Genomic DNA, 14320 nt, shown 5'->3' on the forward strand with positions numbered 1-14320 from the left:
CTGAGCCATCAAGACCCCGTTACATCGGGGTCTTGCCATCGTTCAGGGCCAGGGCGCCTTTGACAATTCGGTAGATCACCCAGATCGCAATACCCAGCAGAATAAACCAGCCCACGATCAGCATGGTGGTAATCACCCCAATGACTGTCCACAGCAAACCAATCCAGAAGGTGCGGATCTGCCAGCGGAAATGGGGCTCTATCCAGGTACCACGGACATCATCCAGTTTGACGTAGTTGATGATCACGCCCACCAGTGCCGTCAGCCCCCCCAGGAAAAAAGACAACGCCTGCAGGATGTAAACCACCACCGCCAGATTCCTCGCAGAGCTGGGCTCCTGTGATTGCTGACCGTCAGGTTTTGCGGGGATATACTCGGTTTCGGACACAGGTGTTCTCCTTGTTACGTCCCTGGCAGTCTATCACAGCCTTGGCTGGAGCCCAGTGCGATCAATTCCCCGCCGGCCGATACCCAACCCGGAAACCGCCCCAGTGCTTACCGTTCACATAGATGGGCACCGACAGGTCGTGCATGATCTCACCGGTGTCCCGGCGATAGGTCTGGAGCAGCATACTTTCGGTATGACTCCCACAGCGTATGCCAGTGCGGTCATTGAACAGTCGCTTGCTGCGGCTTTTCACCAGGTCCACTTCCGGATTACCACTCGGCGGGTGGGCAAAATCCTTGTTATGGGTAGGCACATAACCGTCCGGCGCGCAGGCGATGGAGAACACCATGGCCTCATGGGATTTCTTGATGGGCTCCTGTATTGCCGGAAACATCTGGTCAGTAAACCGATCGAAGCTGCTGGAATACTGTTGGGGCTGGGTGTTGGCAATCGGTGTTCGCTTCTTGTCAAACAGCGCCGCTTCACTCAAACGGCCCTCTCGAATTGCCGCCTCAAACAACTGGCCAATCTGCTGCGCCCCTTCCAGTGCTTTCTCATAAAACGGCCGGTGGTAGCTTTCGCTGCTGTTCAGCGCAAAGGCAGCATTCGCCTTCTCCGCCAGCTCCATCAACGTGGAAGCCTGGTCCGCCAGCGATGCCACACTGGTATCACTTTCGGATATATGGTCACGGACAGACTCAATAGCCGAAAACACCTGGGCCAGACTCTGCTCGTTGTTCTGGTCGATCTCGGCAATACGGGCAACCTGCTGCTGAACCCGGTCGGATTGATCCCGAATCTGATCCAGCTGGCCGCCAACGCTCTCTACAGATGCCAGCCCGTCTTCCACGGTTTTCGCCAGAGATTCAATGCGGGACACAATCTTGGTTGTGTCATTCTGGATTTCGTCGAGGGTGTCTGCCACTTCACTGGTGGCCTGGGCAGTGCGCCCGGCCAACTGCCGGACTTCATCAGCCACCACCGCAAACCCGCGGCCCTGTTCACCGGCGCGGGCCGCCTCAATGGCGGCATTCAGTGCCAAAAGATTAGTCTGCTCGGCGATACCCTGAATGGTGGACGTCACGCCCTGGATCTTGCCGGATTTTTCGTGCAGGGCCTGAATCAACCTGAGGTTCTCTTCCGACTGTTGATGCACCAAGCGCACATTTTCAATGGCCGACACCAATGACTGACGCCCCTCCACGCTGACTTCGCGATTCTGCAATGCCATGGTGGCGGCGTTGGTGGCCTGTTCCGATGATTCCCGAACCGATTCCGTGATCTGGCCGGCGTAGTCGGCCATCTGAGCGGTTTCTTCAACCTGTCGGTCCAGGCGCTGCTTCACCTGATCCGCCGCAAACGAGACTTCGGCGGCCGAGATGGCATTCTTGTCGGCACTGGCCGAGAGGGTTTCAACCAGGGCCTTGCCCACACGGGCATCCGCCAGAAGGTGCGCACACTGAGCCCGCAAGGGATGATTGTCAGCCAGGGAGCCATCATTCAGGTCGTTGATTCCACGCTCTATTGGTTCAAGCACCCGTAAAACCAGATAGCAAGCCGCAGCAGCAAGGCCCACAAGGAGCCCGATTAACAGAGAGGCGGCATCGAGCCCCATCAACGGAGCCACCAGAATGCAGGCAATACCGAGCGCAACAGCAATGCCCACCCCCCATAAAATTGCAGTGCGATCGAGTAAACCCATGGTGCCCTCATCTTTATCATTGCTAACGCAAGCATGTTGTTATTGCAGGCCATCCCGGAGAGTAAAGAAATGATATGAGTTAATAACTGCTACTTTAGTGGATTAAAGATACCACTATTGCAGGGCCCAAGGAGTTTATCGGCATCTGGAAGGAAATCTGAAATACAGAAGAGAAAAGCCCGGGCGGAACGAGTCCGCCCGGGCTTTTTGGCAGCGCCTGACAACCGTTATGGCTGATCAGGCACCGATAACGCCGCTGTCATCGCGGGTAACGATAACCGTTGCATCACGCGGACGCGGATCGTTGGCATCCGGCCAGTTTGCTTCCGGGTGCTGGATATTGACGAACATGGTCTTCACATCCGGTGTGGAGACAACGCCTGTAACCTCACAGCCAACCGGCCCAACGAAGAAACGCTTGATCTCGCGGGTTTCCGGGTTGGCCGCCAGCATCATGTTGTTCTGATAAGGTGCTGCATCGGAGCCGTCGGTCTGAATCCAGAGGCGGCCGTTATAATCGAACCAGAGGCCATCCGGACTGTTGAAGATGTTGTCATCAGTCAGAGATACGATAACCTGGTCGTCAACCACGGTTTCCGTGCCCTGCTCACCGGCGAACACGAAGATATCCCAGTCAAAGCTGGTCGCAGTGTGGTCGTTGCCGTCTTCGCTCCAGCGAATAATATGACCGGTCCGGTTGTTGGCATTCGGATTTGCCGCGTTAACCTGCTCCTCCGTCCGGCGGGAGTTATTGGTCAGCGTAAAGTAAACCTGACCGGAATTCGGATCTACAGCCCCCCACTCCGGGCGATCCATCGGGGTCGCACCTGCGATGTCGGCAGCCAGGCGAGTGTTCAACAAAACATCAGCCTGATTCTCAAAACCGTCAAACTGAACGTTGCCAACCATTTCGCCCTGGGCCGCAGCCACTTTGGCAGCAAAATCCGCATCGTTCAGATCCAGCGCCAGCCAGTTCCCCGAGCCATCGTCATTAAAGCGAGCCACGTAGAGCGTGCCCTCGTCCAGGAGGTAGCCGCCGGCCGTTGCAGCGTAATAGGGCTTCGAGGAGACAAATTTGTAGATGTACTCGAAACGGGAATCATCACCGGAATAACATACGACCGGCTCACCTTCCTTAACCGGCGCAAAAATCACACCCTCGTGACCAAAGCGGCCCAGCGCGGTTCGCTTCTGTGGTTTGCTCTCTGGAGTAAACGGGTCAATTTCCACCATGAAACCGTAGGTATTGGCCTCATTCCGGTAATCATCCGCCGCCGACGCCATGGCGGGTCTGCTCCCGGGGCTGCGTTGCATCGCTATTAGCGAAGTACCCGTGCCAGTTTTCCTCAGCCGCAAGGTAAGTTCCCCACGGCGTCGGGCCCATCGCGCAGTTGTTCAGAGTACCGCGGGTTTCCGTTGCATCCGGACTGTATTTGGTGACCAGTTTGTCGTAACCACGCACCGGACCACGGATATCCATTTCGGTATTACCCGTAACCCGGCGATTAAACGGACTCCCGAAAACAATATCCCACTTGCCGTTGTTGTCGCGTTTGATATGAACCACAGACACACCGTGCGCGGCGATTTCCTTGCGCACTTCATCGGCCGGACGCATACCGTTGATGTAGGTAGCCCCGTTGGCATGCAAAGCGCCTTGATTGATGTACTCATGGTTCATCACCAACAGACCTTCGCTGGAGCTGTTACCACCGGCTTTCAGATCAATCGGGAAAAAGTGCACGCCGTCATGATGCATGCCCATTTGCTGCTCTTGCTCTTCTCCGGTATTGGTGCCATCCGGCTTATAGGCCGGGTAAGACCCGGTAATTGGCGTGCCCCAGGGAAGAAACGCTTCAGAGGAGTATCCCTCGGGAACAACGACCTGATTCGCGGTTGAAGTAGGGACAGCCTTGAAACCCAGTTCAGTGCTGGATGTGTTTCCACCGGTAGTACCGCCATCGTTGTCACTATCACTGTCACTGCCACAACCGGCAAGCCCCAACCCCATAACGCTGGCCAGAGCGGCGCCTACGCTACCTTTCATGACGGTACGACGCTGCATTCTGGCAGACAGTACCTGATGGAACGGGGTGTTTTCGGAATGATTGACGACTGGCTCGTAGTTCGGGTCCAGGTAATTGGGATCAAGATCGTGCTTGGCCATGGTTTGCCTCTCTCGGATTGGTGGACAAGTCCTTTATTTCGAGAGGCAAGTGTCGGCAAGTAATGTGACAGGACGTAAACAGATTTAAGTCAGAATGTTGAACGTTCGATGACAACCGGTAAGGCAGAAACAGAAACGGGGCCAAAAGGCCCCGCAACCGCGCGATGCAACTCAGCTGATCACTGAGTCATTTCGTCGTAGCCTTCTTCCATGGAGTCCGCTGCTTCTTCCATGGAGTCACCCGCTTCATCCGCGGCTTCTTCAATCTCGTCGCCGGCGTTTTCGGCACCTTCCTGCATTTCACCAATCACGCCTTCATCCTGACCCGTGGCTTCTTCCCAGGTTTCTTCGGTGGCGTTAGCGGCGTCGTCCATCATTTCCTCGGCATTTTCACCCGCTTCTTCAAAATCCGCGCCTTCATCGCTCTCGGAGCTGCAGGCAGAAAGTCCAAGCGTGGCAACCAGTGCGAGTGCGCTCAAGGTAAACTTGTTCATAACATGTCCCTCTGTCGGTATATGTGTACAACGCCAACAGAGTAGAGGCAGCCCGCGGTCAATAGCAATTACCGGGCGATTACCCTTTCGTTAACCGCTCACCGTCGATCATGATGATGTGGTCCGCTGAGACCACCTGTCCTTTTCCCAGCACCACGAAATCCCGCCCGGCCCGGCTAAGCACTTCCCGGATAACGCCGTGAACCACGCAGACCTGCCCATTCGGGTCCTGATAGATGATTTCTGCCAGCTTCATGGCGCGCGCGTATTCCTGGAGCCGGTGCTGCAACGTCCAGGACATAGTGGCCGGAGATGGATTTATGGCACTCATTCGACGCTTCCCTGTTTTTTTTGTTTCCAAAAGTCTGGACCACAAGCTCTGGATTCGCCAGCTGGAGCCTGATTGTCATTAGAGGCCAGTTCGCTTAACCAGACTCTCTTACTTGTTGTATTGCCAGATTGTCCGACATAAATTGAACAAACAAACACAACGAGTTCCACGGAGAGCCCATATGAACGCCAAAGTAAAATCCTCGCTCGACACGCACCAGGTCGCCGCGCCCCGGAAAACCGGGGCACCGGATTCAAAAGACACCGCCACCAAGGCCGAGACCTGGAAAGATCCCAAGCGCTATATGTGGCTGTTGGGGCCTGCGCTTCCAGGCATTGGCCTTGCCGCTCTGACTGGCTACGCCCTGGCCCCGAAACGACTGAAGGCTCTGGCCTGGACCGGGCCAGCACTGGTGCACGGCATTATTCCGGCGCTGGACCGGGCGATCGGTGAAGACAAGAGCAATCCTCCTGAATCGGCGGTAAAGACCCTGGAGCAGGACAAGTATTACGACCGTATTGTGAAGGCGTTTATCCCCACCCAGTACGCCATGACCTTCATGGGCGCCTGGCTGGCCAGCCGGAAAAACACACCACTCGAGGACAAGATCGGCCTGACCCTGACCGTAGGCGCCATCAACGGGGTAGGCATCAACACCGCCCATGAACTGGGCCATAAGTCCAATAAACTGAACAAACTGATGGCCATGGCCGCCTTGGCTCCCACCGCCTACACCCACTTTGTGGTGGAACATAATTTTGGTCATCACAAGCGGGTAGCCACACCGGAGGACCCCGCCAGCAGCCGAATGGGCGAGAGTTTCTGGAAGTTCCTGCCCCGAACCGTGTTCGGCGGCATCAAGTCGTCGGTCAAGATCGAAAAGGCTCGGCTGGAACGCAAGGGTAAGAGCTTCTGGAGTTTTGATAACGAACTGCTACAGGGTTGGGCCATGACGGCCGGGTTCTTTGGCGCCACGACGCTGGTCTGTGGCCCAAGGGCGGTGCCGTTCCTGGCAGCGCAGGCGGTTTATGGCGCGAGTCTGTTGGAGAGTGTGAATTACATCGAGCACTATGGTCTGTTGCGGCAGAAGGACAAGAATGGCAAGTATGAGCGCACGAAGCCGGAGCACAGTTGGAACAGCAATCACATTGTGACCAACCTGTTCCTGTATCAGTTGCAACGGCATTCTGACCACCACGCCCATCCGACCCGGAGTTTCCAGGCCTTGCGCCATTTTGAGAAGGCGCCGCAATTGCCAGGAGGGTACGCATCGATGTTGTTGCCGGCCTACCTGCCCCAGTGGTGGTACGAGACGATGGATAAGCGGGTGATTGACCACTATGAAGGGGATCTGTCGAAGATCAACTGGGACCCTGATCGCAAGGAGGAGTTGATGGCCAAGTATGCGGATTACGCTGCGAAAGTGGCGGCGGAGGCTGCGGCTCGGGGGGCTGAGTCTGAAGCTGCCTGAGATCTGACTGATTTATTGGCTTGATTGCTGGCCCTAGCCTGTCGGTTATGGTGCCGGCTGCGGGTTGGGGCCACCCTTCCGGGAGACGCCATGAACCCATCCATGGGGGCTTGAGCGCAGCATCCCTGCTGCGCACACTCCCGGAAGGGTGGCCCCAACCCGTCGCTTTCGCTTCCGTGGGATAGTCGCTGATTCGACGATTCGCTAAGGACTAAATCTCGATTAACAAGGCAATCCTGCTACTTGCCTTTGAACACCGCCTCTCTTCTCTCCAGGAATGACTGGATTCCTTCTTTGACATCTTCGCTGGCCATGACCGGGCGTAGTTCCGGGAACAGACGTTCCTTGGCCGCTTCCTGGCCTTCGGACACGGCAATCTTGGACGATTTCAGGCTGCCCTGAACGCCCAGAGGTGCGGCTTTGGCAATCTTTTCGGCGATTTCCATGGCTTTGTTGAGCTGTTCGCCGGGTTCCACCAGTTCCTGAATCAGGCCCCACTGGTAAGCCTGGTCCGCGGTCCATTCATCGCCGGTGAGCAGGTAGCGCTGGGCGTTGCCCCAACCGATTTCCCGCTGCAGGCGAATGGTGGCGCCACCGCAGGCGAAGATGCCACGTTTCACTTCCAACTGAGCGAAGCGGGTGCCTTTCGCAGCCACGCGGATGTCGGTGTTGAGCATCATCTCGACGCCACAGGTGAAGCAGATGCCCTGGGTGGCGAATACCACGGGTTTGGTGAGGCTATCGCCGGTAATGTCAAAGGGGTCGAGTTCGCCTTCGCCGGGTTCAATGCCTTTACCGTTGGCGAACACGCCGGCCCAGTCATCCAGTTGCAGGCCGCTGGTGAAGTGGTCACCTTCAGCGTACATCACTGCCACGCGCAGCTCCGGATCGTTCTGGAGCTGGTAATAGGCAGCAGCGATTTCGTGGTACATGGCCCGGTTCATGGCGTTCATTTTTTCCGGGCGGTTCAGGCCGATCTTCAGGATGTGGCCCTGTTTTTCTATGTTTACCAGTGACATATGTTTGTCCTCGACTTTGGGAACCTAGCCTGGGTGTTTTGGTGGCGGCAGGCTTAGAAATAGAGCTCAAATTTTTTCGAATTCCGCATCACTGGCTAGCGAACCGCACCATTGTCTGGGTGTGAGCGGCTGGGCGCCCTTTCAGGGACCGTCTGTGGCCATGGATGGCCACAGTCGAGCGCACATGGACGTGCTCGTAGCGTGTCCCTGAAAGGGCGCCCAGCCGATCGCACTATCCCCAATACTCGCAGGCTAGTGATACAAAGAGCACCAAAACTAGAACCAATCGGCCTTCATATTCAGGCACGTATCATCCTGATTCCGCAGCAGCACCAGATCCTGAGCCACGGTGGGCAATTCCCAGTGGAAGAAGTACTGGGCGGCCTGCAGTTTGCCCTGGTAGAAGTTGCGTTCGCTGTCGCTGTTGGCAGAGGCCAGAGCGTTAGCTGACGCATTAGCCTGCCGCAACCACATCCAGGCGACGATGATGTGGCCGAACAGGTGAAGGTAGCAGCTGGCATTGGCCAGGGTTTTGTCGACTTCGCCGCCCATCAGGGATTTGCCCAGACTCTGAGTGACTTTTACTGCCTGCTGCAGGGTTTCGCTGAGGGACAACGCCCACTGCTGGCAGCGCTCGGTGGTGGCCGCTTGCAGGTCAGCCTGCATTTCCTGCATCAGTAATTGCAGGCCGTGGCTTTGGTCCTGCCAGATTTTGCGGCCCAGCAGGTCCAGGGCCTGGATGCCGTTGGTGCCTTCGTGAATCGGGTTCAGGCGGTTGTCGCGCCAGCATTGTTCTACCGGGTATTCACGGGTGTAACCGGCGCCGCCGTAGACCTGGATCGCCAGGTCGTTGGCTTTCGGACCGTATTCCGAGGGCCAGGCTTTAATCACCGGGGTAAGCAAATCCAGCAGCTTGCCGGCTTCCATTCGTTTCTGGTCATCCGGGTGGGTGTGCTGATCATCCATCAGGCGAGCGCCGTAGAGGCAGAGCGCCAGGCCGCCTTCGCTGTAGGCTTTCTGGGCCAGCAGCATGCGGCGTACGTCCGCGTGGTCGATGATGGGTACTTGCGGGCTTTCCGGATTCTTTTCGCTGGCTTTACGACCCTGCAGGCGGTCCTTGGCGTATTCCAGGCTGTGCATGTAGCCCCGATAGCCAATCACCGCGGCGCCAAAGCCAACGCCGATGCGGGCTTCGTTCATCATCTGGAACATGTACTTCAGGCCCTGATGGGGTTCACCTACCAGGTAGCCGTGGCAGTGGGCATCATCGCCGAAGCTCAGGGCGGTACTGGTAGTGCCGCGATAGCCGAGTTTGTGGATCAGGCCGGCGAGGCTGACGCCGTTGTGGTCGCCTGGGTTGCCGTTCTCGTCCACATGGAATTTCGGGACGATGAACAGGGAGATGCCTTTTACGCCCGCCGGTGCGCCTTTGATTTTCGCAAGCACCATGTGAACGATGTTTTCGGTGATGCTCTGTTCACCGCCGGAGATGTAGATCTTGGCACCTTTGATCTGGTAGTGACCGTCGTCAGTGGGCGTAGCGGAGGTGCGGATGTCCGCCAGGCTTGAGCCGGCGTGGGGCTCGGTCAGGGCCATGGTGCCGCTGTAGCGACCACTGAGCATGTTGGGCAGGAACTTGGTTTTCTGTTCGTCGTTGCCGAATACACGAATCAGGTTGGCGGCGGCGGTGGTCAGAAACGGGTAGCCAGCGGTGCCGGGATTGGCGGCGGTAAAGAAGCCGTTGCAGGCCGCCATGACGGATTCCGGCAATTGCATGCCGCCGAGGTCGTAGTCGTATCGGCCAGCGAGGAAGCCGGCTTCGGCGTAGGCATCGAAGGCCTGTTTGACGTCCGGGAGCATTTCTACCTGGCCGTTGACGAATTTGGGTTCGTCTTTGTCGGCAGCACTGTTGTGGTTGGCGAATTTTTCTTTCGCCATTTTGTCGGCGGTTTCGATGACGGCATCGAAGGTTTCTTTGCTGTGTTCGCTGAAGCGTTCGCGCTGGATGAGAGATTCGGTGTCCATCACCTCGTAGAGTTGGAATGCGAGGTCGCGGCGGTCTATCAGGGTGTCGGTCATTCTTGGTCTCCTGTTGATTGGCCATAGCGTCTCATAACGGCTATGGTTGTTGGAATTGTCATTTCTGACTTATTCTTGGCTGATTCCGCCAACCTTTGCGTTAGCAAGACGGCCACTGCCATGGGGATTCTCTTCCGGGAGACGCCGTGAACCCATCCCTGAGGGCTTGAGCGCAGCTTCCCTGCTGCGCACACTCCCGGAAGAGAATCCCCATGCCAGCGGCCTGATTTAGAGAATGCCGTCATGCCAGTTCATGCAACGCCACAAGCCAGAAAACAGGAATTTTCCCAGTGAAAACCGTCACTATCATCGGCTTTAACGGAGCTCTGGCCAGCGCCATCACCGGTATGATCGACCTGTTTCGCCTGGCCGGAGTGACCTGGGCCCGAATTCATGGCGAGCAGCCGACGGCATGGTTCAGAACCCGTCTGCTGACCGAGGATGGCGAGCCCTGCCGATGCATCAATGGCGTGACCTTGCTTGCGGATGGTTCCTGGCAGGATGTTGACGAACTGGGTGCCGATGACCTGCTGATTATTCCGACCATTGGTGCACCTATTGATGAAGCTCTGCAAACCAACAGTCCGTTGATTCAGTGGCTTTCTCAGTTTCAGGATGCAACGCCCGGCGATGTTCGGGTGGCCAGTAATTGTACCGGGTCGTTTTTGTTGGCGGCGGCGGGGTTACTGGATGGCCGGGAGGCCACCACGCATTGGGGGTTTGGCGATCAGTTCAGGCGGCAATTTCCGGCTGTAAATCTCCATGCCGACAAGCTGGTCACGGTTGATGGCCCTGTGGCGTGCGCAGGGGGTGGTATGGCCTGGTGGGATTTGGGGGTGTATCTGGTGGAGCGGCTGGCAGGTGCGCAGGTGGCCCGGGAGTTGGCGAAGGCGTTTGTGATTGACGCCGGGCGCACGAGCCAGGCGCCATATAGCGTGCTGCAGGCCAAGCGATACCATTCAGACAAGGTGATTCACCAGGTTCAGGATTGGCTGGAGGCGCATTTCAGAGAGCCGGTTTCATTGCCAGAGCTTTCCAGCTTCGCCGGGTTGTCCGAAAGGTCGCTGTTACGTCGGTTCCGGCAGGCGACGGGGGATTCACCGTCCACCTATCTGCAGCTGCTTCGGGTGGAGGAAGCTCGCCGGCTACTCGAATCCACAACGGAAGGGCTTGAGTCGGTCACCCGGGCGGTCGGGTACGAGGATGTGAGTTCGTTCAGCCGGCTGTTTCGTCGGCATACGAAGCTTTCACCGGGCGCCTATCGGGCGAAATTCGGCCGATAGTATGGTGTTACAGGTCACAATTCAGTCTTTGGTAGCGTTTCTGTGGCGCGGGTTATGCATCAAACTGTCTTGTAGGCGTTTTTTTGCCGCCGTACGTAAATAATCTTGACAGTTTTAACCCTTCGGGGGAGGTCGTTTCTATGAACGCACCGTTGAAGCAGAGCCGGGCCGATGTACTTAACCGGCTGTACGATATGAAGCGCAAGCAGCTCGCGCAGGCCAGTCAGCAGGGTAACAGCCTGCGCTGCCAGGTATTGGAAGCCGAAGCAGAGGCGATTTCCAATGCCCTGAAAACCGTTCGATAGCCATTTATCCAGACAACAGCTATCGAACGCCAATTCCGGTCAACTGATGACGTAGCAGGTCACTTTTTAGATGGCTGCCGCAATTTCGGTTCCCTGACGGATGGCCCGCTTGGCATCCAGCTCTTCCGCCACATCAGCACCGCCAATGAGGTGCGCTTTCACGCCTTTATCAGCAAGCTGGTCGAACAGTTCCCGATAGCTTTCCTGTCCCGCGCAGATGATGACGTTGTCCACGGCCAGAACTCTGGTTTCACCGGTCTTTCCGTCCTTGTCGGTCAGGGTAATGTGCAGGCCCTGATCGTCGATTCGATCGTAACGGCAACCCCGGAGCATTTCGACGTCGCGATGCTTGAGGCTGCTTCGGTGCACCCAGCCTGAGGTTTTGCCCAGGCCGCCGCCGACTTTGCCGGTTTTACGCTGCATCAGATAGATCTTGCGGGGCGATGGGGTCTGCGCCCGTTCAGCCAGGCCGCCGGGGCCCTCAAACGTGGGATTCACCCCCCATTCCGCCTGCCATTCAGCCACACTCACCTGTTCGCCTTCCGGGTGTTTGTCAAAGTCGTGAGTCAGGAATTCACTGACATCAAAACCGATACCACCCGCCCCGATCACAGCAACTGACTTGCCCACCGGTTTGTTGTGGCGCAGTACATCCAGGTACCCAAGCACTTTCGGGTGGTCGATGCCTTCAATCTTCGGTGTTCGTGGTTTGACGCCGGTGGCGATGATCACGTCGTCAAAGCCCTGTTCGATCAGGTCTTTGGCCTCAACGCGAGTTTCGAGCCGCAGGTCGATGTCCAGCAGATCAATCTGACGCTGGAAATAGCGCAGGGTTTCATAGAACTCTTCCTTGCCCGGGATGCGTTTGGCGTAATTGAACTGGCCGCCAATCTTGTCGTCGGCTTCAAACAGGGTCACTTGATGCCCCCGTTTTGCTGCCGTGGTGGCTGCCGCCAATCCAGCGGGCCCGGCGCCAACCACTGCTACGCGTCGAACCACAGGCGCAACCGTGAGCACCAGTTCGGTCTCGCGGCAGGCGCGCGGGTTTACCAGACAGGAGGCGCGCTTGGCCTGGAACACATGGTCCAGACATGCCTGGTTGCAGGCGATGCAGGTGTTGATCTCGTCGCCGCGCCCCTGTTCCGCCTTACGGACAAACTCGCTGTCTGCCAGCAGCGGGCGGGCCATGGACACCATATCAGCTTTTCCGGCAGCAAGGATTTCCTCGCCTTTTTCAGGGGTGTTGATGCGGTTGGTGGTACACACCGGAATGTCCACCTCGCCATAGAACTTGGCCGTCACATCGGCAAAGCCACCACGGGGTACCGAGGTCACGATGGTGGGAACACGAGCCTCGTGCCAGCCAATACCGGTGTTGATGATGGTTGCCCCGGCTTTCTCGATGGCCTTGCCCAGAGTGACGATCTGATCCCAGGTCTGACCACCTTCCACCAGATCCAGCATGGACAGGCGGTAGATAATGATGAATTCCGGCCCCACCGCCTCACGCATGCGGCGAACGATCTCCACCGGCAAGCGCATTCGGTTTTCGTAGGGACCACCCCACTTGTCGGTTCGCTTGTTGGTGCGCTCACACAGAAACTGGTTGATAAAATAACCTTCGGAGCCCATCACCTCAACGCCGTCATAGCCGGCGAATTTAGCCAGCTTGGCGGCATTCACGAAGTCATTGATCTGCCGTTCCACACCTTTTGTCGAGAGGGCTCTGGCCTTGAACGGACTGATCGGTGCCTTGGTGGCCGAGGCCGACACAATCAGCGGCTGATAACCATAACGACCGGCGTGAAGCAATTGCAGGCAGATTTTTCCGCCCGCTTCATGCACGGCCCCGGTCACATGACGATGCAGCAAAGCAGTCGCACGGTTATTCATCGTAGACGCCAGCGGGGCCAGCTGCCCCACCAGGTTGGGGGAAAAGCCACCGGTTACCATGAGCCCGACGCCACCTTCCGCCCGTTCGGCAAAATACCGGGCGAACTTGTGGATGTTCCAGAAACGGTCTTCGAGGCCGGTATGCATCGACCCCATCAGCACCCGGTTCTTGAGCTCAGTGAACCCCAGATCAAGCGGTTTCAGAAGGTTGGGATAGGCGTTGTTCATGGCGCACTCTCATCGACTATTTATCGGGAGTATACACTTGATCAATGGCAAGTTGACTTGACCTGACCGACGGGCCACGTATCATCGCATTTCAAGTTTGACTGACGGAGCAACCATGAGCGCAAGGTCCTTCGGCTGCATTAGAATCACCCGCCCACCCGTTACCGCTGACATCGCGCGGCATCGGGGACGCCTTCCGTATTTCCCGGACCCGCCTGTTTCCTGCTGAATCCACCCGATCCATGCCGACCCGATCCCGATGCTCATCGTGCACGGTGGCTGGTAGGAGACTAGACTCAGGCAAACACGCCTTTGGTACTCATGTAAAAGAACACCGATAACGAGGTTGCGATGTCGCTACCGCTGGTTGTATTTCTGCCATTTCTGGGGGCTATAGCTGCCCCGCTGTTTGCCCTTGGAGGGCGAACAGCAATTGCGATTGCCTCTTCTGTTCCGGCGCTTATTGCCCTGGCTGCCCTGTTTCCGCACTGGGAAACACTGGCCAACGGTGGCACCGTCCTGCAATCCTGGGAGTGGTTACCGGCGATCGGCATTTCCTTCAGCTTCCGCCTCGATGGACTGTCTCTGCTGTTCGCACTGCTGATTCTGATTATTGGCGTGTTGATCATTCTCTATGCCCGCTATTACCTGAAGCCGGCCGAGAATATCGGGAAGTTTTACGCGCTGCTGCTCTGTTTCAAAGGCTCCATGCTGGGCATCGTACTCTCCAGCAATCTCTTGCTGATGATGATTTTCTGGGAACTGACCAGTCTCACCTCGTTCCTGCTCATCAGTTTCTGGAACCACAAACAGGACGCTCGTCGTGGCGCCCGCATGGCGCTGGCGGTGACCGGTGGCGGTGGGCTGGCGTTGCTCGCGGGCATTCTGATCATCGGCAACATTGTCGGCAGTTTTGAACTGGACGATGTGCTGGCCGCCGGCGATGTTATCAAAGCCCAC

At 57.1% G+C, this 14320-nt stretch carries 11 protein-coding genes and 1 pseudogene; 4 read left to right on the top strand and 8 right to left on the bottom strand.

Features of this window, described 5'->3' with window-relative positions; translation table 11 throughout:
* Nucleotides 1–19: 19 nt before the first annotated feature.
* The 5 genes and pseudogenes from B3Y70_RS13710 to B3Y70_RS13730 all read right to left on the bottom strand — a co-directional run bounded on the left by B3Y70_RS13710 (nt 20) and on the right by B3Y70_RS13730 (nt 5082).
* On the bottom strand, nt 20–388 hold the full coding sequence (locus B3Y70_RS13710; RefSeq protein WP_014422205.1) for a DUF4870 family protein: 369 nt from the start codon (nt 386–388) through the stop codon (nt 20–22).
* 61 nt (nt 389–449) lie between these two features.
* The gene (locus B3Y70_RS13715; protein WP_286895584.1) at nt 450–2090 is read right to left on the bottom strand and encodes a methyl-accepting chemotaxis protein; all 1641 of its coding nucleotides are present in this window, start codon (nt 2088–2090) and stop codon (nt 450–452) included.
* Between the two features lie 237 nt (nt 2091–2327).
* Nucleotides 2328–4257, bottom strand: a pseudogene (locus B3Y70_RS13720) (PhoX family protein).
* Nucleotides 4258–4436: 179 nt separating this feature from the next.
* Nucleotides 4437–4751, bottom strand: coding sequence for a hypothetical protein (locus B3Y70_RS13725; RefSeq protein ID WP_011786285.1), 315 nt, complete (start codon nt 4749–4751; stop codon nt 4437–4439).
* Between the two features lie 79 nt (nt 4752–4830).
* Complete coding sequence (locus tag B3Y70_RS13730; RefSeq protein ID WP_014422208.1) at nt 4831–5082, bottom strand: hypothetical protein; 252 nt, start codon at nt 5080–5082, stop codon at nt 4831–4833.
* Between the two features lie 181 nt (nt 5083–5263).
* Between B3Y70_RS13730 and B3Y70_RS13735 the strand changes: the two genes are divergently transcribed.
* On the top strand, nt 5264–6553 hold the full coding sequence (locus B3Y70_RS13735; protein WP_286895588.1) for an alkane 1-monooxygenase: 1290 nt from the start codon (nt 5264–5266) through the stop codon (nt 6551–6553).
* A 239-nt stretch (nt 6554–6792) separates the two neighbouring features.
* Here B3Y70_RS13735 and B3Y70_RS13740 read toward each other — a convergent pair whose 3' ends face one another.
* Together B3Y70_RS13740 and B3Y70_RS13745 are read right to left on the bottom strand one after the other, a co-directional pair.
* Entirely contained in the window at nt 6793–7572 is a 780-nt protein-coding gene (locus tag B3Y70_RS13740) for a crotonase/enoyl-CoA hydratase family protein (RefSeq protein WP_286895590.1), read from the bottom strand.
* A gap of 276 nt (nt 7573–7848) precedes the next feature.
* Nucleotides 7849–9651: an acyl-CoA dehydrogenase gene (locus B3Y70_RS13745; RefSeq protein WP_273030443.1), complete on the bottom strand. Its 1803-nt coding sequence runs from the start codon at nt 9649–9651 to the stop codon at nt 7849–7851.
* Between the two features lie 290 nt (nt 9652–9941).
* On the opposite strand from B3Y70_RS13745, the gene B3Y70_RS13750 reads away from it, so the two are divergent.
* The gene (locus B3Y70_RS13750) at nt 9942–10934 is read left to right on the top strand and encodes a GlxA family transcriptional regulator (RefSeq protein ID WP_273030445.1); all 993 of its coding nucleotides are present in this window, start codon (nt 9942–9944) and stop codon (nt 10932–10934) included.
* A gap of 140 nt (nt 10935–11074) precedes the next feature.
* The gene (locus B3Y70_RS13755; protein WP_011786291.1) at nt 11075–11239 is read left to right on the top strand and encodes a hypothetical protein; all 165 of its coding nucleotides are present in this window, start codon (nt 11075–11077) and stop codon (nt 11237–11239) included.
* Nucleotides 11240–11305: 66 nt separating this feature from the next.
* Here B3Y70_RS13755 and B3Y70_RS13760 read toward each other — a convergent pair whose 3' ends face one another.
* Nucleotides 11306–13360 (bottom strand): NADPH-dependent 2,4-dienoyl-CoA reductase, encoded by a 2055-nt coding sequence (locus tag B3Y70_RS13760; protein WP_286895593.1) that lies wholly within the window; start codon nt 13358–13360, stop codon nt 11306–11308.
* A gap of 351 nt (nt 13361–13711) precedes the next feature.
* Here B3Y70_RS13760 and B3Y70_RS13765 point away from each other — a divergent pair.
* Nucleotides 13712–14320 (top strand): proton-conducting transporter membrane subunit (locus tag B3Y70_RS13765; RefSeq protein WP_288589957.1); only part of this gene is annotated, 609 nt, incomplete at its 3' end.

The organism is Marinobacter sp. UBA5687 (assembly GCF_002420325.1).
Lineage (GTDB): Bacteria > Pseudomonadota > Gammaproteobacteria > Pseudomonadales > Oleiphilaceae > Marinobacter > Marinobacter nauticus.

Bases quoted from the DNA above. Each gene is read 5' to 3' on its own strand.
- B3Y70_RS13715 (WP_286895584.1), bottom strand. From the start codon at position 2,090: ATGGGTTTACTCGATCGCACTGCAATTTTATGGGGGGTGGGCATTGCT.
- B3Y70_RS13725 (WP_011786285.1), bottom strand. From the start codon at position 4,751: ATGAACAAGTTTACCTTGAGCGCACTCGCACTGGTTGCCACGCTTGGA.
- B3Y70_RS13730 (WP_014422208.1), bottom strand. From the start codon at position 5,082: ATGAGTGCCATAAATCCATCTCCGGCCACTATGTCCTGGACGTTGCAG.
- B3Y70_RS13735 (WP_286895588.1), top strand. From the start codon at position 5,264: ATGAACGCCAAAGTAAAATCCTCGCTCGACACGCACCAGGTCGCCGCG.
- B3Y70_RS13740 (WP_286895590.1), bottom strand. From the start codon at position 7,572: ATGTCACTGGTAAACATAGAAAAACAGGGCCACATCCTGAAGATCGGC.
- B3Y70_RS13745 (WP_273030443.1), bottom strand. From the start codon at position 9,651: ATGACCGACACCCTGATAGACCGCCGCGACCTCGCATTCCAACTCTAC.
- B3Y70_RS13755 (WP_011786291.1), top strand. From the start codon at position 11,075: ATGAACGCACCGTTGAAGCAGAGCCGGGCCGATGTACTTAACCGGCTG.
- B3Y70_RS13760 (WP_286895593.1), bottom strand. From the start codon at position 13,360: ATGAACAACGCCTATCCCAACCTTCTGAAACCGCTTGATCTGGGGTTC.